The organism is Rhodococcus sp. BP-349 (assembly GCF_019835845.1).
Taxonomy (GTDB): Bacteria; Actinomycetota; Actinomycetes; order Mycobacteriales; family Mycobacteriaceae; genus Rhodococcoides.
The window spans coordinates 2,088,334-2,111,029 of record NZ_JABUDR010000001.1 but is presented as its reverse complement, the minus strand read 5'-3'; the positions used below and the strand labels follow the sequence as shown (position 1 = coordinate 2,111,029).

The window sequence follows — 22,696 nt, the reverse complement described above, 5'->3', positions numbered from 1 at the left end:
GGCGCTCCGGCCGCTGGATGCCTGGCAGTGGCGAACGTCGCGCCCTCACTGCCGGACGTCAGGGGGTGACACGACGACGGCCGGACACCTGATGGTGTCCGGCCGTTCGGTGGAGCTGCCGGGAATCGAACCCGGGTCCTGTGTCGGTTTGCCAGGGCTTCTCCGTGCGCAGTCTGCTAAGCCTCTACTCGGATCTCCAGATCTCGCAGACAAGCCTGGATGACGATCCCAGCCACTGTTTGATGTCCCACATCACTCCGTGACCGAGTGACGAGGTGAGCCCTCTAGCTGATGCCAGTACCCGACCCGAGGGCAAGATCGGACTGACAGACACGCAGTCGCTACTTAGGCAGCGAGTGCGTAGTCGCGCTGATTGGAATCGGCGCTTATATTTTTGCGATGACGCTTGCGGTGGTCTCTCGCCTGCACCGGCACGCTTCCCCTGACTAGACGCACACAGTCGAAACCGTTCAGCCCCTTTCCTCCGCTGTGGCGAAGTCTCGTCCCACCGGTCTTCCCGGTGGACACGTCAGTCTAACGTCATCCGACGCGGGTTTCATCCCGTTTGTCACCGGTGTCGGCCGCGCGTTCGGCCTTGCCCGTGATGTTCTCGAGCATGCCGCGGAAGATCACACCGTGGAACGGCATGATGGCGAACCAGTACAGCCGTCCGCCCAGCCCCCGCGGGAAGAAGATCGCGCGCTGCTCGTAGCGGGAGCGGGTCCCGCCGTCGCGCGGAAGGACGCGCAGTTCCAGCCAGGCACCTCCGGGCGCCTTCATCTCGGCGCGCAGACGCAGCAGCGACCCGCGCTCGATCTCCTCGACGCGCCACCAGTCGAGTGCCTCGCCGTTGACCAACCGACGCGGATCCCGACGACCGCGCTTGAGTCCTACGCCCCCGACGATCTTGTCCATCCAGCCGCGGATGACCCAGGCAGCGGGGAACGAGTACCACCCGTTCTCACCACCGATGCCCTCTACGACGTCCCAGAGCAGTTCCGGTGGTGCGTTGCAGTCCTGTGCGCGTTCGTCGACGTACACCACCTCACCGGCCCAGTCGGGGTCCGACGGCAGCGGATCGGAGGGTGCGCCCGCATCGGTCGCGTTGGACCACGTGGTCTCCACCTCACCGTCCTCGATGCGCCGCAGCGCGAGGTGCACGGAGTCCGCGAAGGTGGTCAAACCACCCTCCGGCGGCGGGACGACCGTGTCGATGTCCCGTTCGTGGGCGATGGCGTCGTACTGCAGTGACTCGATGAGCGGCATGGCCAGTCCGCGTGGGATGGGCGTGACCAACCCGATCCAGTGACCGGCGAGTCGGGGCGTCAGCACCGGCAACACCAGCATGCGACGCTTGCGCAGACCCGCCACACTCGCGTACTCGTTCATCATCTCGCCGTACTGCAGGACGTCCGGCCCACCGATGTCCCAGGTACGGGACGTCTCGAACGGCGCGGTCGCCGACTCGATCAGGTAGTGCAGCACGTCGCGGACGGCGATCGGCTGGATCTGGTTGTGCACCCACTTGGGGGTCGTCATGACGGGCAGTCGATTGGTGAGGTGCCGGATCATCTCGAACGACGCGGATCCGGAGCCGATGACGACACCCGCCTGCAGCACCACGGTGAAGACGCCGGACTCGATGAGGATCCGGCCCACCTCGGCGCGCGATTCGAGGTGTGGGGACAGCGCGCCGTCCACCGGGTGGAGCCCGCCGAGATACACGATGCGCTGCACGCCGGCGGCCTTCGCGGCGTCGGCCACGTTCTCCGCGCTCTGCCGTTCCGCCTCGGCGAAGTGGTCCGATCCCCCCATCGAGTGGACGAGGTAATAGACGACGTCGACGTCCCGGAACGCGTCGTCCAGCGACTCGCGATCACTCAGATCGCCCTGCACCACCTCGACGTCCGCAGCCCACGGGACGTCGCGGAGCTTCTGGGGCGACCGGGCGAGGACCCGAACTCGGTAACCGGCCTCCTGCAGTCGCGGGGCGAGTCGACCGCCGATGTAGCCCGTCGCTCCGGTGACCACGACACGGGCGCCTGCTTGGGTGTTCATGCCCTCCATTCGTAGCAGAGGAGCACCCCGAGTGTGGTGCCCACCCGGAGCGCGACCGCCGCCAGGTGGTCAGGCACCCGCCGTGATCAGCCCCACCGCGCCCAGCGCGATGACCATGCCCACGATCTGCACCTTGGCCACCCTCTCCCCCAGCATCACCATGGCCAGCAACACGGTCGCGGCCGGATAGAGCGAGGCGATCACACTGACGAGGGACAGGAGCCCACCCTGGAACGCGTAGAGCAACGCGGCGTTGGCGGCCACGTCCAGAACGGCGATCCAGGCGGCCAGCTTCAGCACTCCACCGCGCGGGAACGAGAACATGCCGGTGCCGACGGCGACCGCCCACACGAGGGCCGTGGCCGTGACCCGGTTGGCGAGCAACGGCCACAGACCCGCGTCGTCCTCCCCGGCCAGATCGAGAAAGATGAACGTCAACGCGAACGCCAGACCGGAACCGACGGTCAGCCACGCCACCCGTGGCGTGAATCGCAGAGTCCGTCCGCCGGCCACGTCACCCGCGGCGTCGTCGGGTGATTCCTTGCTGACCAGGAGCACGGCGACCAGCGCCAGCGCGATGCCGATGTACGCCAGGACGCCGGGTCGCTCGCCCAGGACGAGCCCGACGCCGACCGGTACACCGGCCACCAGAACGGCCGTGATCGGCGACACGACGGCCATCGGCCCGGCGGCGAGTGCGAGATAGAACCACCACACGGCGACGCCGCCCGCCAGCCCGGACAACGAGCCCCACAGCACGGACGACACGGTGAACGTGCCCCCGACGAACGGCATCACCGCCGCCACGATGATCACCGAGACCGGGTACGAGACGATGACCACGCGCAGTGCGGCGACGCGTCGGGACGCGACTCCTCCGACGAAGTCGCTGACGCCGTACCCGAGCGCCGCGATCAGCGCGAGGACGATCGCGGTCAGCGCATTCCCCCGATGACGACGGTCATCGCATTCCCTTTATGCGACGACCGAGCTCACGGGTGACCTCGCGTTCTGCCGTCCGACGCGCCAGGTCCTGACGCTTGTCGTAGTCCTGCTTGCCCTTCGCCAGGGCCAGCTCGACCTTCACCTTGCCCTCGTTGAAGTACATGGAGAGCGGTACCAGCGTCATGTTGCCCTCACGCGTCTTGCCGATGAGGACCTCGATCTCCCGCTTGTGCAGCAGGAGCTTGCGGTTGCGCCGCGGCGCGTGGTTGGTCCAGCTTCCCGCCATGTACTCGGGAATGTGCAGGCCGCGCAGCCACACCTCGCCGTCGTCGACGGTGGCGAAGGCATCGGCCAGCGACGCCTTCCCGTCACGCAGGCTCTTGACCTCGGTGCCCACGAGGGCGACTCCGGCCTCGTAGACGTCGAGGATCGTGTAGTTGTGTCGCGCTTTGCGATTGGTCGCAATCGCCTTGCGACCTTTCTCCTTCACAGCTGGAACTCCTTCGGGCGCGGGTGGAGGTGACTTCTGACAACCATAAGGACTCCGTCCACCCGTTTGTTCCGGGTGTCCGGTGCGCTACTGCCGGACGTACAGGCGCAGGGTGATGTACGAGGTGATCGTGGCCATGCCGACGCCGACCAGCAGCAGGATCGGCGAGACCAACAGGACGTCGCTCGTCGTCACCCGAGCCAGGATGTTGGCCTGGTACAGGTCGTCCAGCACCGAGTCGATGAACGCCGCCTTGGCGGTGAACAGTCCGGCGATGGCGAGCACCGCACCCACCAGCGACGCCGCGATGGCCTCGAGCAGGAAAGGCAGCTGCGTGTACCACCGCGTGGCACCGACCAGGCGCATGATGCCCACCTCGGTCCGACGGGTGAACGCGGCGATCTGCACCATGTTGGCGATCAGCAGGACCGCGGCGACGGCCTGGACCACGGCCACCGCGAACGCCGCGTTGCGGACGCCCGCGAGGACGCTGAACAACCGGTCCACCAGCTCGCGCTGGTTGAGCACACTCTGCACACCCGGCCGTGCCCCGAACTCGTCGTTGATCACGCCGAACCGCTCGGGATCGCTGAGCTTCACCTTGAACGACGCGGGGAAGCTCTCGGGCGACACCAGGGACGCCAACTCCGGCTGATCCTTGAAGACACGATCCGTGGCGTCCGCGACGGCGTCCTCCCGGTTGAGGTACTGCACCGACACCACGGACGGAGTCGACTCCAGGTCCGTGCGCAGGCCCGCGCAGATTCCCGAGGTGCAGTCCGGGTCGGTGGTCGAGATGTCGTCGGTCAGGAAGATCTGCACCTCGACACGGTCGAGGAAGATCTGCTGCGTCTTCCCCGCCATCTGCACGACCAGCAGGCCACCACCGAACAGACCGAGAGAGATGGCGGTGGTCAACACCATCGCGATGGTCATCGTGATGTTGCGGCGCAGTCCGGTGAGAACTTCGCCGAGAAGGAAACTAGCGCGCACGGTTCACACACTTTCTTCGAGAGGTCGTTGCGCCGGGGCGCGAGCAGAGGACGGGCCGAGAGCGGGATCTAACGACCCACGCCGTACACCCCTCGTGCCTCGTCGCGGACCACCCGGCCGTTGTCGAGCTCGACGACGCGGCGGCGCATCGAATCGACGATGTGGTTGTCGTGAGTGGCCATGAGGATGGTCGTGCCCGTGCGGTTGATGCGCTCGAGCAGCAACATGATGTCCTGGCTGGTGTCGGGGTCCAGGTTGCCGGTGGGCTCGTCCGCGAGCAGCACGAGCGGCCGGTTCACGAAGGCGCGGGCCACGGCGACACGCTGCTGCTCGCCGCCGGACAGCTCGGACGGGAGACGATCCGCCTTGCCGGACAGTCCGACCAGCTCGAGCACCTCCGGCACCGTCCGCTCGATCACCCCGCGCGGCTTGCCGATCACCTCCAGCGCGAACGCGACGTTCTCCGACACCGACTTGTTCTGCAGGAGACGGAAATCCTGGAAGACGCATCCCATGCTCTGCCGCAGCTTCGGAACGCGCCGCCCGGCGAGCTTGTTCACGTGGAAGTCGGCCACCGTGATGTCGCCCGAGGTCGGCATCTCCTCGCGGAGAAGCAGCCGCATGAAGGTCGACTTGCCCGAGCCCGACGGCCCGATGAGGAAGACGAACTCCCCCTTCTCGATCTTCACGGACACCTTGTCCAGCGCGGGTCGAGTCGAGGACTTGTAGGACTTCGAGACGTTCTCCACGCTGATCACGGGTCGCCAGTGTAGCCGCGCGCCCCGACCGTGCCGCTACAGCGACGCGCGGGTCAGTTCGTTCCGCTCGGCAACGGCAGACCGGGGATGGTCGGCAGCTGGAACCCGGGTGCGCGCGTCGTGGTGCCGGTGGTCGTCGTGGGCGCCGGTGCCGTCGTCGTGACGCCGTCCTGCGGCGAGACCGGGTCCGTCGTGGTCGGCACGGGCGTCGTGGTCGACCGGAACGTGGTGGTCGTCGGCGCGTACGTCTCCGCCGGGGGCGGGACCTCGGACGACGACGGTGTGGGCGGGACGTACACCGGCGAGTTCTCGTTGAGGGTCGGGTCGAAGCGCACGTTGTTCCACAGCACGAGTACGGCCAGGAAGGCGAGCACCATCACCACGGTGGTCGTGCGGAAGCGACCGAGGATGCGCGCCGGTATGCGGGCCATCCACCCGGGACGAAACGTCGATCGTGGCGCGTCCGGATGCTCCGTCGTGGGGCTCTCGGGCTCGTTCGAGGTCATTGCTCGCCTCCCACGGGACGGTCGGCGGAGAGTTCGGGCGAGACGGTGATGCCGTCGTTGCGCAGCGTCAGGGCGATGCGCGCACGGAGTTCGCGCCCCACCTCGAACTGCTTGCCCGGCAGGGTGCGGGCGACGAGGCGCAGGTTGACCTGGTCCACCTCGATGCTCTCGACACCCATGACGGTGGGCTCGTCGAGCAGCAACTCGGTGAGCCGGCTGTCGCGGAAGGCCTCCTCGCCCACCGATTTCAGCAGCTCCGTGACGCGCGACAGGTCCGCGGTCGGCGGTACCGGCACGTCGATGACGGCGCGTGCCCAGTCCTTCGACAGGTTGACCGCCTTGACGATCTGGCCGTTGGGCACCGTGATCACCTCGCCCTCGGCAGAGCGCACGCGCGTGACACGCAGCGTGACGTCCTCGACGGTGCCGATGGCGTCGCCCGCGGTGCCGGTGATGGCGAGTTGCACGACGTCGCCGTAGCCGTACTGACGCTCGGTGATGATGAAGAACCCGGACAGGATGTCCTGGACGATGCGCTGGGCACCGAAGCCGAGCGCCGCACCGAGCACGGTGGCCGGCGCGACGAGGCTTGTGATGGGGAACCCGAGCCGCTGCAGGACGCGGATGGCGACGAGCACGTAGATCAGCGCGATCACGACCCACGTGACGACCTGCGCCACCGAGTGGCGGTGCTTGGCCGCCTCGGTCCGCACCAGGGCGTCGGTCTGTTGGTAGGTCCGGTCGATGCGGACGGTGATCTTGCTGCCGGCCCAGCCGACCGCACGCGCTGCCAGCATGCCGCCGAGGACCCACAGGACCATCTCGAGGAAGTTGTTCTGGAGCCAGAAGACGAAGTCGGGCGGGAGTGGCCAGAAGGCGCTCACCGGTTACGCCTGCTCTGCACGCATGCGCCAGCGGATGCCCGACTCGATGAAGCCGTCGATGTCGCCGTCGAGCACCGAGGACGGGTTGTTGACCTCGTACTCGGTCCGCAGGTCCTTCACCATCTGGTACGGGTGCAGTACGTACGAGCGCATCTGGTTGCCCCACGAGCTGCCGCCGTCGCCCTTGAGCGCGTCCATCTCGGCACGCTCCTCCTTGCGCTTGACCTCGAGCAGCTTGGCCTGGAGCACGCGCATGGCAGACACCTTGTTCTGCAGCTGCGACTTCTCGTTCTGACAGGTGACCACGATGCCGGTGGGGATGTGGGTGAGTCGCACGGCGGAGTCGGTGGTGTTGACGGACTGACCACCCGGCCCCGACGAGCGGTACACATCGACACGGATGTCGTTCTCGGGGATCTCGATGTGGTCGGTGGTCTCGACCACCGGCAGCACCTCGACCTCGGCGAACGAGGTCTGGCGGCGGCCCTGGTTGTCGAAGGGGCTGATGCGCACGAGACGGTGGGTGCCCTGCTCGATCGACAGGGTTCCGTAGCTGTACGGCGCCTTCACCGCGAAGGTGGCGCTCTTGATGCCGGCCTCCTCGGCATAGGAGGTGTCGTAGACCTCCACGCCGTAGCCGTGCTTCTCGGCCCAGCGGATGTACATGCGCATCAGCATCTCGGCCCAGTCCGCGGCGTCGATCCCGCCGGCACCGGACCGGATGTTGACCAGCGCGTCCCTCTTGTCGTACTCACCCGACAGCAGGGTGCGTACCTCGAGCAGCTCGACGTCGGTGTGCAGGGAGACGCGCTCGGCATCCGCCTCGGCGAGAGCCTCTGCGGCGGCCTCGCCCTCCTCGGCCTCGGCGAGCTCGTACAGAACCGGGAGATCATCGAGCCGCTGGCGCAGGGCCTCGACCCGCCGCAACTCGGTCTGCGCATGGGACAAGGCGCTGGTCACCTGCTGGGCGTGGTCCTGGTCGTTCCACAGCTCGGGATCGGCAGCCTGGTGCTCGAGCTCGTCGATCCGGCGACGGAGTTCCTCGATGTCGAGCACCGACTCCACTGTCGTGAGGGTGGTGTCGAGTTCGGCGATGTCAGCGGATACGTCAGGATGCACGCGCCCGAGGTTACCGGCAACGACCGACGTGCCCGCACCGCAGTAACGTCCTGTGCCGTGACCGACCTCGCCGACGATCTCGCCCTCGCCCTCCGTCTCGCGGACGCGGCCGACGCCATCACCACGGCGCGATTCCTGGCCGTGGACCTGCGCATCGAGGACAAGCCCGATCTCACACCCGTCTCGGACGCGGATCTGGCCGTCGAGACCGAGATTCGGCGCCTCCTGTCCGATGCCCGCCCGGCGGACTCGGTTCTCGGTGAGGAGTTCGGCGGCGACGCCGTCCTGTCCGGGCGTCAGTGGGTGCTCGATCCCATCGACGGCACCAAGAGCTTCGTTCGCGGCGTCCCCATCTGGGCGACGTTGATCGCGTTGCTCGTCGACGGTGTCCCCGTCGTGGGTGTCGTCAGCGCCCCGGCGTTGAAGAGGCGATGGTGGGCCGCCGACGGGCTGGGGGCACACGCGCGTTTCGACGACGGGGACGCACGAGCTCTGTCGGTGTCCTCCGTGGGCACGACCGGTTCGGCCAGTCTCGGCTTCTCCAGTCTCTCGGGGTGGAAGGACGCCGGATTACGGGAGCAGTTCATCGATCTGACCGACGAGGTGTGGCGCATCCGCGGGTACGGCGACTTCCTCTCCTACTGCCTGGTGGCCGAGGGATCGATCGATGTGGCCGCCGAGCCCGAAGTATCACTGTGGGACCTTGCTCCGCTGGACGTGCTGGTCCGCGAGGCGGGCGGCCGTTTCACCGCTCTCGACGGTGCGGCGGGGCCGCACGGCGGGAGCGCGGTGGCGTCGAACTCGCTCCTGCACGACGCCGTCCTCGAGCGTCTGACGCGCCGACCCTACTCGACGGTAGACACCGAACTTACCGACGAGTAAGATAGGTCGCGTCCACGACCGAACACCGAGAACAGCTGGGTGATCATGACGAAGAACGACAGCGCCCCCACGACCAAGACCGATGCGTCTCGGCGCCCGGTGCGCGACACGTCAGCGGTCGGGCTCAACCCGATCCGACGCGACGCCATCGGAACCGCGATGCGCGTACTCACCAAGCTTTCCGGCTCCGATCTGGCCGAGAAGTACAACCTGCGCCAGACGATCGACCGTGTCACGTACGAGAGCACGAAGACCGGCTTCAAGACGCTCGGTGCCGCCACCCGGACCTTCTCCAAGGTGTCCGGTGGAGGCAAGCCCGAGCGTCTGCCCGAGTCCTCCACCAAGGGACTCGACTACTTCGACCTGACTCCCGACGACGAGCAGAAGATGATCGTCGAGACGGTGCTCGAGTTCGCCGAGGAGATCATGCGCCCGGCAGCGCACGACGCCGACGAGGCCGCGGCATCGCCGGACGACCTCGTCGCTCGCGCCGCCGAGCTGGGCATCACCCTCATCAATGTTCCCGAGAACCTCGAGGGCGCGGCGAGCGAGCGCGGCGCCGTCACCAACGCCCTCGTCGCCGAGGCGCTCGCGTACGGAGACATGGGCCTGGCCCTGCCGATCCTCGCCCCCAGCGGCGTGGCGGTGGCGCTCACGCAGTGGGGCACCGAGACTCAGCAGAAGACGTACCTGCCGTCCTTCACGGGTGAGAAGGTGCCGAGCGCAGCGCTCGTCGTGAACGAGCCGCGTGCCCTCTTCGACCCGTTCGCGCTGCAGACCAAGGCCGTCCGCTCCCCCAGTGGCTACAAGCTCACGGGCGTCAAGAGCCTCGTGCCGTCGGCTGCCGCCTGCGAGCTGTTCATCGTCGCCGCCGAGCTCGACGGCCGTCCGGCACTCTTCATCGTCGAGTCCGACACCGCCGGATTGAGCGTCGAGGCGGACCCGAGCATGGGTCTGCGGGCGGCGGGCATCGGCCGACTGCACCTCGACGGCGTCGCCGTACCCGAGGCCAATCTGCTGGGCGACGGCGACGCGGACGCTCACGTGTCCGACTACACCGACGCCATCCGGCTCGCGCGTCTGGGCTGGGCATCCATGGCTGCCGGTACGTCGAAGGCCGTCCTGGACTACGTGGTCCCCTACGTCAACGACCGCACCGCGTTCGGCGAGCCGATCAGCAACCGTCAGGCCGTGGCCTTCATGGTCGCCAACATCGCGATCGAGCTCGACGGTCTGCGCCTGGTCATCCAGCGCGGCGCCTCCCGTGCCGAGCAGGGACTGTCCTTCGCACGCGAGGCCTCCCTCGCCCGTCGACTCGCGACGGACAAGGGCATGCAGATCGGCCTCGACGGTGTCCAGCTTCTCGGTGGACACGGTTTCACCAAGGAGCACCCGGTCGAGCGCTGGTACCGCGATCTCCGCGCCGTCGGCGTTGCCGAGGGCATCGTCCTGATCTGATCCGACACCCCACCTTTCGATTGGAACTCTCATGATCAATCTCGAACTTCCTCGCAAGCTCAGGGCGTCGGCCAACCAGGCTCATCAGGTCGCGGCCGAGATCATGCGCCCCGTGTCGCGCAAGTACGACCTGGCGGAGCACGCCTACCCGGTCGAGCTGGACACCATGGCCGCCATGATCGAAGGCATGAGCGACGCCGGCGGCGAGATCGGCGGCGCCAAGGGTGGCCGTGAGGCCAAGGGCGACGCTCCCAAGCCGAGCAAGACCGCGAATGCCAACGGCGGCAACATGTCCGCCCTGGTCAACGTCATCGAGACGTGCTGGGGCGACGTGGGCCTGACCTTGTCCATCCCGTATCAGGGCCTCGGCAACTCCGCCATCGCCGCCGTCGCCACCGACGAGCAGCTCGAGCGGTTCGGCAAGGTGTGGGCCTCGATGGCCATCACCGAGCCCTCGTTCGGTTCCGACTCGGCCGCTGTGAGCACCACCGCGGTACTCGACGGTGACGAGTGGGTCCTCAACGGCGAGAAGATCTACGTCACGGCGGGCGAGCGCTCCACGCACATCGTCGTGTGGGCCACCGTCGACAAGTCCAAGGGCCGCGCCGCGATCAAGTCCTTCGTCGTCCCGCGGGACGCACCGGGCCTGTCCGTCGCGCGCCTCGAGCACAAGCTCGGCATCAAGGCGTCCGACACCGCCGCTCTGCTTCTCGACAACTGCCGCATCCCCAAGGACAACCTCCTGGGTTCCCCGGACGTGGACACGGACAAGGGTTTCGCCGGCGTCATGCAGACGTTCGACAACACCCGTCCCCTGGTCGCCGGCATGGCCATCGGTGTCGCCCGTGCAGCGCTCGAGGAGCTGAGGTCGATCCTGACCGACGCCGGAGTGGTCATCGACTACGACGCTGCCACCTACAGCCAGTCGGCCGCTGCTGCGGAGTACATCCGGCTCGAGGCCGACTGGGAGGCTGCTTACCTGCTCGCTCTCCGCGCTGCGTGGATGGCGGACAACAAGGAGCCCAACTCGCTGCAGGCGTCGATGTCCAAGGCGAAGGCAGGCCGTAGCGCCACCGACATCACGCTCAAGGCGGTGGAACTGGCCGGCACGCTCGGCTTCTCCGAGCACCTGCTGCTCGAGAAGTGGTCACGGGACTCGAAGATCCTCGACATCTTCGAGGGAACCCAGCAGATCCAGCAGCTGATCGTGGCTCGCCGCGTGCTCGGGAAGACGTCCGCCGAGCTGAAGTGATGTTCGCTCGACCCTGAGAAAGGCCCGGCACATGTGCCGGGCCTTTCTGCTGTTCTGGCAAGCTGGAACGGACGAAGCACGGCGAACACGAGGGAGACTGCCATGTCGGACTGGGCGAAGAAGATCGAGGACAAAGCCAAGGGCCTCGTCGCGGAGGCCGAGGTGGGCCTCACCCACCTCGAGGGTGCGGACGCCGTCGATCTGGACGAGACGGACGCCTCGGGGGACCGTACGGACGCGGGCGGGGACGTCGACGAGAACGACGCGCCCAGCACGGGCATGACGTCGGCGGATCCCGACATCTCGCACTGAGCACCAGGCACCGACGTCGCCCTGATCCGATCGAGCCGACGCCGGTGCCTGCGGCAACGCGAAAGGCCCGACAGTCTGGGACTGTCGGGCCTTTCGTGGTGGTAGCGGGGACAGGATTTGAACCTGCGACCTCTGGGTTATGAGCCCAGCGAGCTACCGAGCTGCTCCACCCCGCGTCAGCGTCGAGAACCTTGCGGCTCCGTCTGCGGTGCAAGCTGTACTGCGTTCTTGCTGAACAAGAAGTTACCGGACGGCGTCGGTGAATTGCAAATCGCCTGCTGAGCAACGAGATCGAGCCTCGGAGGGTGACCGCGGTCTCTTTTCACCCGTGTTCCCCCTCACATAACGATGGGGTCACGAAGAGGACACGAGACGGTTGTCATCCGTCATGACCTGCAGAGATGTCGCGAACCCACCATCTCGCCCGTTTCCGACCTCGCGAGAGGGCCGGGTGACGGCTCGTGATTGTTTCGTTACCGTCGCGCTCGGCCCGAAACAAGGGCCAGGCCGACCCGCCGCTGGATTCTTCTGCCCCGCGGGATCGGAGACCCGACTCGATGGGGGCAGGGATTCGAGCGAATGCAGGCGTCACTCGCCTGCGCGCTCACGTCGACCAGCGCTGAGAGGATCTACCCCGCATGACCACTGCACGTAACTTCACCACCCGCGCGCTCGGATGGGCCGCCGTCACCGGCGCCGTCGTCGCCGCACCGCTCGTCCTGAGCACCGGAACCGCCTCCGCAGCACCCGCCCACAACTGGGACGGCGTCGCACAGTGCGAGAGCGGCGGCAACTGGGGCATCAACACCGGCAACGGCTACTACGGTGGCCTGCAGTTCTCGCAGAGCACCTGGGCGGCCAACGGCGGCTCCGGCACCGCGTCCAGCGCTTCCAAGGCTGAGCAGATCCGCGTCGCCGAGAACGTTCTCGCGACCCAGGGCGTCGGCGCATGGCCCACCTGCGGCCAATACCTCTCGTCGGGCACCACGTCGGTCGCCGAGGCACCTGCGCCGGCACCCGCTCCCGCCCCGGCTGCACCCGCCGCACCGGCACCCGTGCAGTCCGTCGTCGAGCAGGGCGCAGCGCTGGCCCAGCAGTACGGCGTCGGCCAGCAGTACCAGGACTTCGTGGCCGCCAACTCCGGCGTCCTCGCGGGACTCGCTCGCTAGAGCATCCTCTCGAACGTCTGAAGCGGACGCACCCGATCATCGGGTGCGTCCGCTTCGTCGTGTGCGGTGGGTGCGTGCTGTCGCGCCACCACGCACCGGCGCTGCACGGGGTGTGCACACCCCTTCCGTACACCGCACACCCTTAGCAGCCGACTGGAAAGGGTGTGCGGCCACCACAAAGGGTGTCCGCTCCGGCCCGACAGCCCGGCGCGCCCTCGTCGCGCCACCACGCACCGGCGCTGCACGGGGTGTGCACACCCCCTCCGCGCACCCCACACCCTTAGCAGCCGACTGGAAAGGGTGCGCGGCCACCACAACGGGTGTCCGCTCCGCCCGACAGCCCGGCGCGCCCTCGTCGCGCCACCACGCACCGGCGCTGCACGGGGTGTGCACACGCCTTCTGCGCACCCCACACCCCCAGCAGCCGACTGGAAAAGGGTGCGCGGCCACCACAACGGGTGTCCGCTCGGCCGGACAGCGCGGGGTGTTCTCGCCGAGCCAGTACGCACCGGCACTGCACGGGGAGTGCACACCCCCAGCAGCCGACTGGAAAGGGTGCGCGGCCACCACACAGGGTGCGCGCGCAGCCAAGCCGCCACACAGCGACGCCCCGCCCTCGTGAATCGAGGGCGGGGCGTCGCGTGGAGCAGAGGCGACTAACCGCCGGTGCTGTTGTACTGGTCGATCGCGCGCTGCAGGTTGTCGAACGCGGTACCGAGCTGGGCGAAGTCACCCGACTGCTGCGCGGTCCGCACTGCTTCCAGCGCGGCATCCAGGTTGGTCACCGCTGCACCCCTGTCAGCGGGCGCAGGTGCACTCGTCGAAGGAGTGGACGGCGCCGGGGTGCCCTGACCTTGAGTCGGAGTTGAGCCCGTGTTCCCCAAGTTCGGTGAACCGACCTCCTCCTCTGCCTGAGGAGTAGCCGCGTCGCCGCCGGGAGCCGTGGCAACGTTTCCGGTCTCGGCACCGAACACCTGCTCCAGCGCACCGGCCAGTGTCGGTGAGTATCCGACACGGACACCGCCACCAGCGCCCGGCTCGCGATAGCTCACGAGAACGCGTGAGAGCTGCGGGAACGTCGACGTGTTCGTCGTGTTGCGCTCGGTGTACAGCGGCTCGACGTACAGAATTCCGCCGTTGGCGATGGGCAGCGTCAGCAGATTGCCGTACTGGATGCGGTTGGACTGTTGGAGAAGTGTCCTGTCGGACGCCACCCGGGTGTCCGAGATCATCGAGTTCTGGGCCTGTTGCGGCCCCTGAGTCTGCGTTGCGGTGGGCAACTGCAACACCGTGAACTCTCCATAGCCGTCGGGATCGGACTTGACCGAGATGTATGCCGACAACAATTCGCGGTTGAAGCCCACCATGGCGCTGGTCAGCCTGAACGACGGTTGCCCCGTATCCGGATCGCCGATGAGCACGTAGTACGGAGGCTGGTTGAGGTTGGTGCCGCCTTCGATCGTCGGGTCACTCGGTACCGACCAGAACGCGTTGTTGGTGAAGAACTCGCCGGGATCGTTGACGTGGTACTTGGCGAGCATCTCGCGCTGGACCTTGAACAGATCCTCGGGGTAGCGGAAGTGCTGACGCAGTTCGTCGGAGATCGCCGACTCGGGCTGCACCGCGCCCGGGAACGCACCCATCCACGCCGCGAGGACGGGATCGTTGTCGTCCACCTGGTACAGGTTCACCGACCCGTCGTAGGCGTCGACTGTGGCCTTGACCGAGTTACGGATGTAGGACACCTCATCACGTGGGAGCAGTCGACCGGTGTTCGCGTCGATGCTGTCCTGCACCAGGCCCTCGAGCGAGCTGCGCTGCGCGTAGGGGTACTGGTCCAGCGTGGTGTACGCGTCGACGATCCAGACGATCTTCCCCCCGACGACAGCCGGGTAGGAGTTGCCGTCCGCAGTGAGCCACGGTGCGACCTTCTGGACGCGCTCACGGGGATCACGGTTGAAGATGATCTTGGAGTCGTCGCCGATGGCGCCCGAGAAGAGGATGTTGCGCTCGGTGTACTTCGCCGCGAACGCCAACCGGTTGAACCAGTTGCCGATGCTGACGCCACCCGAACCCGTGTAGGTGTAGCGCGAGGTGTCGGTGTCGTATTCGCGACCGTCCGAGCCCTCGCTGCCACCGACGATGGCGTAGTCGGGGTTCACCGACGCGATGACCTCGCCGTAGTAGATACGCGGCTGGTCCACTGGAATGACCTGGTCACCCGCGGCCTGCGACGCGAGGTCGCTGACCGTGTAGATCGGGTATCCCGAGTTGCTGTTCGAGTCGCCGGCGGATCCCTCCTGCACTGCCGCGTTGACCCTGTTCGCCGGTGCGGCGACGAAGCCGTTCCCGTGGGTGTAGACGGTGTGGCGGTTGATCCAGTCGGTCTGGTTTCCGGACAGGCTGGCTGGTTCCAGCTCTCGTGCCGCGACGATGTAGTCCTGCAGCTCACCGTCGATCTCGTACCGATCCACGTCCAGCGTGGACGGGAATCCGTAGAAGTTCTTGAGCTGCTGCTGCTGGGTGAAAGTGCGAGACAACACGTTCGGATCCAGCAAACGGGTGTTGGCGATGGTGGTCTGATCCGCCGGAACGTCACGCGGAGACGCTGTGCCGTCTCCCGAGTAGTCCTCGTACGTCACCTTCTCGTCCGTGATCCCGTAGGCGGCTCGGGTGGCCTCGATGTTCCGTTCGATGTACGCCCGCTCCTTGTCGGCAGCGTTGGGGCGCACCGAGAACTGCTCGACGACCAGCGGCCAGACGGCGCCGACGAGGATCGACGACAGCACCAGAAGTGCGGTGGCGAGTGCCGGGATCCGGAGATCGCGCAGGAAGATGGCCGCGAAGAACGCGCCCGCACAGATGACGGCGATGGCCAGAAGAATGAGCTTCGCGGGCAGAACGGCATTGATGTCGGTGAAGCCGGGGCCCGTGAACGTGGGCTCCTTACGGCTGCTCGACAAGAGCGCGTAGCGATCGAACCAGTACGCCACCGCCTTGAGGACGACGAACGTTCCGGCGAGCACGGCCAACTGGATGCGCGCCGACTTGGTCAGCGCACCCTCGCGGCCGCTGAGGCGCAGGCCCCCGAAGATGTAGTGGGTGACCAGTGCCGCGAAGAAGGCGATGACGACGGCGACGAAGAGCCAGTTGAGGATCGACCGGTAGAACGGCAGATCGAAGGCGTAGAAGCCGACGTCCAGGTTGAACTGCGGATCCTGGACTCCGAACGATCCACCGTGCAGGAACATCTGCACCGTGACCCAGTTGCCTTGTGCGACAAGGCCGGACAGCAACCCGATGACGACCGGGATGCCGATACCGAACACGCGCAGACGCGACATGACGGTGGTGCGGTAGCGAGCGATGGGATCGTTCGGACCGGCCGTGGGCACGAAGACCGGGCGGGACCGGTAGGCGACGGTGAGGGCACCGAACACCGTGCCGCCCACCAGCAGAGCGACGACGAGGAACGTGATCACGCGGGTGAGGAGCACCGTCGTGAAGACGTTGCGGAAGCCGACCTCCCCGAACCACAACCAGTCCGTGTACGTGTCCACCAACCGGGGACCGATGAGCAACAGCGCGGCCAGAACCAACGCCAGGACCAGTAACGTACGGCTCCGTCTCGACAACGACGGTAAACCGGTTGGGGGCCTCATGCCCACGTGCCACACTCCAAGATCTCGCGCGCCGTCGCCTCGTGACACCACCGTGACGACACCACATGTCCGTTTTCGACCACTGTACGGACACCCTCGAACGCGGAGTGTCCCGCCGTGGCGACGTCCATGACTGTAGCCCTCGATGCGAGGATGGAGCGGTGAGTGACAACGAGGATGCATCGTGACCGGGAGCGAGTGGTTCGACCCCGAATCAGGGGACGCCCGCGCCGAACGCGCCCTCGCCCGCTGTGTGCGCGAGGTCGTCGACTACGTGGACGCCGGCGGGTGGGACCAGGGGCCCCAGTTGTTCGCATTGGTCCCGACCGAGGACCTGGCGGCCGCGGAACCGAGCCTGCTCGACCAGCTCGAGGACGGCGCCGACCTGACCCCTGTCGCCCAGGAGCGGTTGCCCGCCGACGTCGCGGGCGGATCGCACGCGCTCGACGAGTTTCTCGGCACGACCACGTGGCCGGCCTCCGTCGCCGGGTGCGCACTGGTCGAGGAGATCGTCGTGTTGCCGCCCGAGGCGGAATCGGATCTCGACAGCGCTCTCGCTCCGCTCCTGGCGGATCGTGACGCGGCGGACCAGGCCGCGCGTCTCACGGCCGAGGAGCATCCCGACCGACGCGACGGGCGGCTGATCGTCGCTGTGCTCCGGGACGGTCCGTCCATCGCTCTGCTGCAGCTGCGTCCCGAGAACGAGGACGACAGCGGTTTCGACGAGGCGCCGGAGCTACTGACCTACGAGAACCTCGCACCGAACGTCGTCGCGGCGCTGCACGCCACGCTCGACGCGGATCCCGAGGACGAGGACTACTAGCGTTCGCACCCGGATCGTCACGAGCAGGACGGGGCGTCTCCCCCACCGGCCAGAGCGTCGAGCGACCCGATCGCATCGTCCAGACTCGTGACCTTGACCAGTCGCAGACCCTCCGGCGTCCGCGGCGCCGCCTCGGCGCAGTTGTCCGCGGGAACGAGGAAGATCGTCGCGCCGGCCTCGCGTGCGGCGACCAACTTGTACGGGATCCCGCCGATGGGACCGACAGCTCCGTCGGCGTCGATCGTTCCCGTGCCTGCGACGAAGGCGCCCCCACTGAGGTCACCGGGACTGAGCTTGTCCACGACCGCCAGGGAGAACATCAGTCCGGCGGACGGGCCGCCGACGTCCGCGAGATTGAACTCGACGGTGAACGGCACGTCCGGTGTCTCTTCCGGCGTGATGCCGAGGTAGCCGCGCTCGGCGTCGTCGGGACGGGCGGCGACGGTGACGTTCTCCGTCGTCGTCGCGCCGTCCCGCGTGATGTCCACCGAGATGGTCGTGCCGGGATTCACGGCACCGACAGCCTTCTGGACGTCGGCCACAGTGGACACGGGCGCGCCGTCGATCGCGGTCACCCGATCACCCTCCTCGAGGACGCCCGCCGCGGGGCTGTCGTCGCCGATCTGCGCGACCGTGAGCACCGTGGGCAGTCCGAGGTGATCCAAGGCGGCGAGTTCCGCACTGTCCTCGGATTCCGCGAAGTCCGCCTGGTTGGCGTTCTCGACCTCTTCTCGGCTGCGATCGGGCGGGTAGATCTCGTCGCGCGGGACCAGCCCCTGCCTGCCGCTGAGCCAGAGGCCGAGGGCGTCGAACACCGTCAACTCGTCCCGCACCGCCACGGTCGTCATGTTCAGGTGGCCGGACGGCCGATCGACGTCAGTGCCCTGGACGTCCACGACGGGCTTGCCGTCCACCTCACCGAGGGTGTCGAACGTCGGTCCGGGCCCGAGGGCCGCGAACGGAACGGTGACCGCAGATCCCAGAACTCCGAGGACGACCACCGGCAACAGAGCGACAAGGAGCGTCGCGATCCTTCGATTCACGTCACCACAGTAGAGAACGACACCGTCACCGCTGTCGGGGAGACGCGTCGACGTCGCCCGTGGCGTCGGTGTGTTCGCGCTCGGCGCACTCGGCATCGCCGCCGAACCCGTGTTCGGCTTGTACCGTTGAACCATGACCAACACGCCTTTCGGATTCTCCAATTCCGACGACGACCCGGACAAGAACGAGGGGTCGAGCGGCGGCTCCGGCACGCCCGGAGGTGGCGCCGGTGGATTCGGTTTCGGCGCCGAGGGTTTCGATCCGGCGGCGCTCGGCCAGATGTTCACGCAGATGGGTCAGATGTTCAGCGGGATGGGATCCGGTGCCACGTCCGGACCGGTGAACTACGACCTGGCGAAGAAGCTGGCCCTCCAGCAGATCGGGTCGACCACTCCCGTGCGGGAGGGATCGAAGTCCGCCGTCGTCGACGCGGCGCACCTGGCGGAGCAGTGGCTGAACGAGGCCACCATCCTCCCGGCCGGCGCGGTGCGCACCGAGGCGTGGACTCCGCAGGAATGGTTGGACAACACGCTCGACACGTGGAAGCGGTTGTGCGACCCCGTCGCCGAGCAGATCTCCGGCATGTGGACCTCCGCGTTGCCGCCGGAGGCGCAACAGATGGTCGGTCCGATGATCGGCATGCTCGGTCAGATGGGCGGCATGGCGTTCGGCTCACAGCTGGGCCAGGCACTGGGCCAGCTGGCCAAGGAGGTCCTCACCTCGACCGACATCGGCCTGCCGCTCGGCCCCTCGGACACTGCGGCGCTGCTTCCCGACGCCGTCGCGGTGTTCAGCGAAGGCACCGAGCTGCCCGAGCGCGAGGTACTCGTGTTCCTTGCCGCGCGGGAAGTCGCCCACCACCGTCTCTACTCGCACGTGCCGTGGCTGCGTCAACGCGTTCTGGCCACCGTCGAGGAGTACGCGCGCGGCATCCGGATGGACTTCGGCGCCATCGAGGAGGCGGCACGCGGTATCGATCCGTCCGCGCTCACCGACCCGAGCCAGCTGGAGAAGATCCTGCAGCAGGGTGCTTTCGAGCCGCAGACGACCCTCGAGCAGAAGGCGGCTCTGGAACGCCTCGAGACACTGCTGGCCCTCGTCGAGGGGTGGGTGGACACGGTGGTCACCACCGCTCTGGGCGAACGGCTGCCGGGAGCGTCCGCGCTGTCGGAGACGATGCGGCGCCGTCGCGCGTCCGGCGGCCCGGCCGAGCAGACCTTCGCGACGCTCATCGGCCTCGAATTGCGACCGCGCAAGGTGCGTGAAGCAGCCGATCTGTGGCGTCGACTGACCGACGCTGCGGGTATCGACGGCCGCGACGGTGTGTGGGCCCACCCCGATCTGCTGCCCGACACCGCGGACCTCGACGACTCGTCGTCGTTCATCGACCGCATCGTGGGCGGGGACACCGGTTCCTTCGACGACCCCATCGCGCAGCTCGAGGAGTTCGAGCGCAAGCGCGCGGCCGAGAAGGAGGCCGAGGGAGACGACGAGGGCCCCGCCCCCGTCTGATTCCGTCGAGCTGGGACTTACCGGCGCATACTCGACCGCGCCGCAGGTCGGAGCGTTGCGTGCCTGTGGACAACCGGCGGTGGACACGAGAGTCCGCGGCGCGGTGCGTGCCATCGTCTGCGCATGACGGAGACACGGGCCGAGGCCGCGCCAGAGGTTGCCCGCACACGCGCCGACCGGGACGGCCTCCCGTACCTGGCCGAGTCGGTCACACTGCTCGCACGCCGGGACGGTCGGCTCCAGGTCGGCTGGCATCCCGACCGCCGGGTGGTCCTCACGCCGCCGGAGGGCGTGACACCGGGCGTCATGGCCTCGGTCCTCCGTCTCCTGGACGGACGACGACCGTTACCCGACGTGTACTGGCGCGCAGCCGAACTCGGAGTGGACGCGGCAGTACTCACCGCGGTACAGGCCGAGCTCGAACGGCTGGGCGTGCTCGGACGTCGGCGCCCGCGGTCGTCTGCCGTCCGTACGGTCCTCGTTCTGGGACGCGGTCCACTGTCCGATGCGATCTCCATCGGATTGTCCCCGACGGGCCGCGTTGAGCGGCGACACGTGTCACTCCCCCACAGACACGCGGATGTCGACTGCGTGGTGGTGGCGGACACCGTGCTCTGCGCCCCCGAGGTCGCCCGAGTGCTGATGGACGACGGCATCCCCCACCTTCCCGTGCGGCTGCGCGACGGCGTCGGCGTGGTGGGTCCGCTCGTCCTGCCCGGACACACGCCCTGCCTCGAGTGCGTCGAGCTGACGCGGTGCGACTACGACCGGGAATGGCCGCACCTCGCCGCACAGCTCCTCGGCACCGTCGGATCCGCGAGCGGCCCCACCATCGCCGCCACCGCGGCGTTCGCGGTCGCGCAGGTCACCGAGTTCCTCGAGGCACGGGCAGACTCCCCCGCACCGATGACCGTCGGGCACAGCCTGGAGGTGGACCTCGTCGCCGCGGCCACCCGCCGACGACGATGGCCGCGTCACCTGTTGTGCACCTGCGCTCGTCGGTGAGGAACGGTGTGACGTGTCACGGATGCGCGGCCGGGTCTCGACCGGTCGCGGCGCGTCGGCCGATCGTCAGACATGATGGAGGCATGCCCGACATCCCCCGCAGCAGTTCCGCCCGGACAGCCAAGCTGGCCAGCATCCCCCTCGGGATGGCAGGCCGTGCAGCGATGGGCTTCGGGCGCAAACTCGCGGGCGGAAATCGCGCGGAGATCGACGCCGAACTCAGCGCCAAGGCCGCCCAGCAGATGTTCGCCGTCCTCGGCGAACTCAAGGGTGGGGCGATGAAGTTGGGTCAGGCCCTCAGCGTCATGGAGGCGGCCGTACCCGAGGAGATGGCGGAGCCCTACCGCGAAGCGTTGACCAAGCTGCAGGCAGAAGCGCCCCCCATGCCGATCGCGACTGTCCACCGGGTGATGGATCAGCAGCTCGGCACCGGATGGCGCTCGCGCATCTCCGACTTCGACGACACGGCCACCGCGTCGGCCTCCATCGGGCAGGTGCACCGCGCGACCTGGTCCGACGGTCGCGACGTCGCGGTGAAGATTCAGTACCCCGGTGCGGACGAGGCGCTGAAGGCCGATCTCAAGACGCTGTCGCGTTTCGTGGGCATTCTCGGCACCATCGTGCCCGGCACCGACGTGAAGGCCGTCCTCGACGAGATGTCGGCGCGCACGGAGGAGGAACTCGACTACCGCATCGAAGGCGAGAACCAACGCGCGTTCGCGGCGGTCTACGACGGGGACGAGAGATTCGCCGTGCCTCGTGTCGTCGCGAGTGCCCCCAAGGTGGTCATCACGGAGTGGATGGAGGGAACGTCCCTCTCCTCCGTCATCGCCACCGGAACCGCGGAGCAGCGCAACACCGCCGGCGAGAACCTGGCCCGCTTCCATTTCGAATCGGCGGAACGCGTCCGCCGCATCCATGGGGATCCGCACCCCGGAAACTTCAAGCTGCTCGGCGACGGCAGACTCGGTGTCATCGACTTCGGTGCGTGCCTCACTCTTCCCGACGGTCTGCCCCCGGAACTCGGTCGGATGGTGCGACTCTCGCGCGACGAGGAGTTCGACGAGCTGACGGAACTGCTGCGCGAGACGGGATTCGTGATTCCCGGCCGCGAGGTCACCGAGCAGGAGATCGCCGACTATCTCCGCCCGTTCACCGATCCGATCAAGACCGAGTCGTTCCACTTCACCCGAAAGTGGTTGCAGGGCACGGCAGGTAAAGCCGCGGACTTCAACGGCCCGCAGTTCCGTACGGCCCGGTCCCTGAATCTGCCGCCGCGGTACGCGGTGATCTTCCGCGTTCTCCTGGGTTCGGTGGGCATCTGCGCCCAGCTCGACGCGAATGCTCCGTACATGGCGATTCTCACCGAGTGGATGCCCGGGTTCGCCGAATAGCCGGGCGACACCCGCACCGACCGTCAAGCACAGACGACGGACGGTGCGGGTGCGACCGGGTTCTTGCGGGGGCGGCCCCGAGACCGCTTGCGCGCGATGACGACTCCCTGATCGAAGATCTCGCCGCCCCATACTCCCCACGGCTCCGCGCGGTCGAGCGCCGCATCGAGGCACCCCGACCTGATGGGGCAGTGTGCGCACAGCTGCTTGGCGCGTTCGAGACGGTCGGGTGACTCGGCGAACCAGAGATCCGGATCGGCTCGGCGGCACGGCAACTGATCTGCGACGAAGTCGTCGATGCCGGCCACGGACCGGTCGGTCGTGGTGTCGTCGGTGCGGCATGTCGTCCGGGTGGTGGCGGGTGACACGTCGTTCTCCTCTTCTGCTGCGATTCACGGTGGTGTCGAACTCGACAGATCTGGCGAGATCC

The 22,696-nt window shown here is 67.6% G+C and carries 20 protein-coding genes, 1 tRNA gene and 1 other RNA gene; 9 read left to right on the top strand and 13 right to left on the bottom strand.

Translation table 11 applies throughout. The features are described 5' to 3' along the window. Nucleotides 1-107 precede the first annotated feature (107 nt). The 9 genes from ssrA to prfB form a co-directional block, all read right to left on the bottom strand. Nucleotides 108-478, bottom strand: a transfer-messenger RNA (tmRNA) gene (ssrA, locus tag HQ325_RS09965). Between the two features lie 62 nt (nucleotides 479-540). Further along, nucleotides 541-2,058 (bottom strand): SDR family oxidoreductase, encoded by a 1,518-nt coding sequence (locus HQ325_RS09960; RefSeq protein WP_222628545.1) that lies wholly within the window; start codon nucleotides 2,056-2,058, stop codon nucleotides 541-543. A 69-nt stretch (nucleotides 2,059-2,127) separates the two neighbouring features. Beyond that, on the bottom strand, nucleotides 2,128-2,997 hold the full coding sequence (locus tag HQ325_RS09955) for a DMT family transporter (RefSeq protein ID WP_222629181.1): 870 nt from the start codon (nucleotides 2,995-2,997) through the stop codon (nucleotides 2,128-2,130). Between the two features lie 22 nt (nucleotides 2,998-3,019). After that, nucleotides 3,020-3,493 (bottom strand): SsrA-binding protein SmpB, encoded by a 474-nt coding sequence (gene smpB / locus HQ325_RS09950; protein WP_027506811.1) that lies wholly within the window; start codon nucleotides 3,491-3,493, stop codon nucleotides 3,020-3,022. Nucleotides 3,494-3,580: 87 nt separating this feature from the next. After that, complete coding sequence (gene ftsX, locus HQ325_RS09945) at nucleotides 3,581-4,486, bottom strand: permease-like cell division protein FtsX (RefSeq protein WP_027506812.1); 906 nt, start codon at nucleotides 4,484-4,486, stop codon at nucleotides 3,581-3,583. Between the two features lie 68 nt (nucleotides 4,487-4,554). Continuing rightward, complete coding sequence (gene ftsE / locus HQ325_RS09940; RefSeq protein ID WP_222628543.1) at nucleotides 4,555-5,244, bottom strand: cell division ATP-binding protein FtsE; 690 nt, start codon at nucleotides 5,242-5,244, stop codon at nucleotides 4,555-4,557. A gap of 53 nt (nucleotides 5,245-5,297) precedes the next feature. Then, nucleotides 5,298-5,750 carry a hypothetical protein gene (locus HQ325_RS09935; protein ID WP_222628541.1) on the bottom strand — a complete coding sequence of 151 codons (453 nt, stop codon included), beginning with the start codon at nucleotides 5,748-5,750 and terminating at the stop codon, nucleotides 5,298-5,300. Beyond that, nucleotides 5,747-6,571 (bottom strand): mechanosensitive ion channel family protein, encoded by an 825-nt coding sequence (locus HQ325_RS09930; RefSeq protein WP_222629179.1) that lies wholly within the window; start codon nucleotides 6,569-6,571, stop codon nucleotides 5,747-5,749. Before HQ325_RS09930 ends, HQ325_RS09935 begins: the two co-directional genes overlap by 4 nt. Before the next feature lie 66 nt (nucleotides 6,572-6,637). Next, nucleotides 6,638-7,753: a peptide chain release factor 2 gene (gene prfB / locus HQ325_RS09925; RefSeq protein WP_222628539.1), complete on the bottom strand. Its 1,116-nt coding sequence runs from the start codon at nucleotides 7,751-7,753 to the stop codon at nucleotides 6,638-6,640. A gap of 57 nt (nucleotides 7,754-7,810) precedes the next feature. Between prfB and HQ325_RS09920 the strand changes: the two genes are divergently transcribed. The 4 genes from HQ325_RS09920 to HQ325_RS09905 all read left to right on the top strand — a co-directional run bounded on the left by HQ325_RS09920 (nucleotide 7,811) and on the right by HQ325_RS09905 (nucleotide 11,657). Further along, complete coding sequence (locus tag HQ325_RS09920) at nucleotides 7,811-8,635, top strand: inositol monophosphatase family protein (protein ID WP_308014330.1); 825 nt, start codon at nucleotides 7,811-7,813, stop codon at nucleotides 8,633-8,635. Nucleotides 8,636-8,674: 39 nt separating this feature from the next. Further along, complete coding sequence (locus HQ325_RS09915; protein WP_308014329.1) at nucleotides 8,675-10,093, top strand: acyl-CoA dehydrogenase family protein; 1,419 nt, start codon at nucleotides 8,675-8,677, stop codon at nucleotides 10,091-10,093. A gap of 31 nt (nucleotides 10,094-10,124) precedes the next feature. After that, entirely contained in the window at nucleotides 10,125-11,345 is a 1,221-nt protein-coding gene (locus HQ325_RS09910; protein ID WP_222628533.1) for an acyl-CoA dehydrogenase family protein, read from the top strand. A 102-nt stretch (nucleotides 11,346-11,447) separates the two neighbouring features. Continuing rightward, the gene (locus HQ325_RS09905) at nucleotides 11,448-11,657 is read left to right on the top strand and encodes a hypothetical protein (RefSeq protein WP_222629232.1); all 210 of its coding nucleotides are present in this window, start codon (nucleotides 11,448-11,450) and stop codon (nucleotides 11,655-11,657) included. 99 nt (nucleotides 11,658-11,756) lie between these two features. Here HQ325_RS09905 and HQ325_RS09900 read toward each other — a convergent pair. Continuing rightward, nucleotides 11,757-11,833 (bottom strand) — tRNA-Met (locus HQ325_RS09900). Between the two features lie 462 nt (nucleotides 11,834-12,295). Between HQ325_RS09900 and HQ325_RS09895 the strand changes: the two genes are divergently transcribed. After that, nucleotides 12,296-12,826: a transglycosylase family protein gene (locus HQ325_RS09895; RefSeq protein WP_222628530.1), complete on the top strand. Its 531-nt coding sequence runs from the start codon at nucleotides 12,296-12,298 to the stop codon at nucleotides 12,824-12,826. Nucleotides 12,827-13,482: 656 nt separating this feature from the next. On the opposite strand, the gene HQ325_RS09890 is transcribed toward HQ325_RS09895, so the two are convergent. Continuing rightward, a complete protein-coding gene (locus HQ325_RS09890; protein WP_222628506.1) occupies nucleotides 13,483-16,494 on the bottom strand; it encodes a UPF0182 family protein in 3,012 nt (1,003 codons plus the stop codon). Between the two features lie 178 nt (nucleotides 16,495-16,672). Here HQ325_RS09890 and HQ325_RS09885 point away from each other — a divergent pair, with 178 nt between their 5' ends. Then, nucleotides 16,673-17,311, top strand: a complete 639-nt coding sequence (locus HQ325_RS09885; protein WP_308014328.1) for a PPA1309 family protein — start codon at nucleotides 16,673-16,675, stop codon at nucleotides 17,309-17,311. A 17-nt stretch (nucleotides 17,312-17,328) separates the two neighbouring features. Here HQ325_RS09885 and HQ325_RS09880 read toward each other — a convergent pair whose 3' ends face one another. Next, a complete protein-coding gene (locus tag HQ325_RS09880; protein WP_222628502.1) occupies nucleotides 17,329-18,354 on the bottom strand; it encodes a PDZ domain-containing protein in 1,026 nt (341 codons plus the stop codon). A gap of 133 nt (nucleotides 18,355-18,487) precedes the next feature. On the opposite strand from HQ325_RS09880, the gene HQ325_RS09875 reads away from it, so the two are divergent. From HQ325_RS09875 to HQ325_RS09865, 3 genes are all read left to right on the top strand, one after another. Beyond that, a complete protein-coding gene (locus tag HQ325_RS09875; protein WP_222628499.1) occupies nucleotides 18,488-19,867 on the top strand; it encodes a zinc-dependent metalloprotease in 1,380 nt (459 codons plus the stop codon). 123 nt (nucleotides 19,868-19,990) lie between these two features. After that, a complete protein-coding gene (locus HQ325_RS09870) occupies nucleotides 19,991-20,872 on the top strand; it encodes a hypothetical protein (RefSeq protein WP_222628496.1) in 882 nt (293 codons plus the stop codon). Nucleotides 20,873-20,955: 83 nt separating this feature from the next. Next, nucleotides 20,956-22,266 (top strand): AarF/ABC1/UbiB kinase family protein, encoded by a 1,311-nt coding sequence (locus HQ325_RS09865; RefSeq protein WP_222628494.1) that lies wholly within the window; start codon nucleotides 20,956-20,958, stop codon nucleotides 22,264-22,266. Between the two features lie 23 nt (nucleotides 22,267-22,289). Here the strand turns inward: HQ325_RS09865 and HQ325_RS09860 are convergent, their stop codons facing one another. Continuing rightward, the gene (locus HQ325_RS09860; protein ID WP_374107200.1) at nucleotides 22,290-22,634 is read right to left on the bottom strand and encodes a WhiB family transcriptional regulator; all 345 of its coding nucleotides are present in this window, start codon (nucleotides 22,632-22,634) and stop codon (nucleotides 22,290-22,292) included. Nucleotides 22,635-22,696 lie beyond the last annotated feature (62 nt).

Bases quoted from the DNA above. Each gene is read 5' to 3' on its own strand.
- HQ325_RS09960 (WP_222628545.1), bottom strand. From the start codon at position 2,058: ATGAACACCCAAGCAGGCGCCCGTGTCGTGGTCACCGGAGCGACGGGC.
- HQ325_RS09935 (WP_222628541.1), bottom strand. From the start codon at position 5,750: ATGACCTCGAACGAGCCCGAGAGCCCCACGACGGAGCATCCGGACGCG.
- HQ325_RS09930 (WP_222629179.1), bottom strand. From the start codon at position 6,571: ATGGTCCTGTGGGTCCTCGGCGGCATGCTGGCAGCGCGTGCGGTCGGC.
- HQ325_RS09910 (WP_222628533.1), top strand. From the start codon at position 10,125: ATGATCAATCTCGAACTTCCTCGCAAGCTCAGGGCGTCGGCCAACCAG.
- HQ325_RS09905 (WP_222629232.1), top strand. From the start codon at position 11,448: ATGTCGGACTGGGCGAAGAAGATCGAGGACAAAGCCAAGGGCCTCGTC.
- HQ325_RS09895 (WP_222628530.1), top strand. From the start codon at position 12,296: ATGACCACTGCACGTAACTTCACCACCCGCGCGCTCGGATGGGCCGCC.
- HQ325_RS09875 (WP_222628499.1), top strand. From the start codon at position 18,488: ATGACCAACACGCCTTTCGGATTCTCCAATTCCGACGACGACCCGGAC.
- HQ325_RS09870 (WP_222628496.1), top strand. From the start codon at position 19,991: ATGACGGAGACACGGGCCGAGGCCGCGCCAGAGGTTGCCCGCACACGC.
- HQ325_RS09865 (WP_222628494.1), top strand. From the start codon at position 20,956: ATGCCCGACATCCCCCGCAGCAGTTCCGCCCGGACAGCCAAGCTGGCC.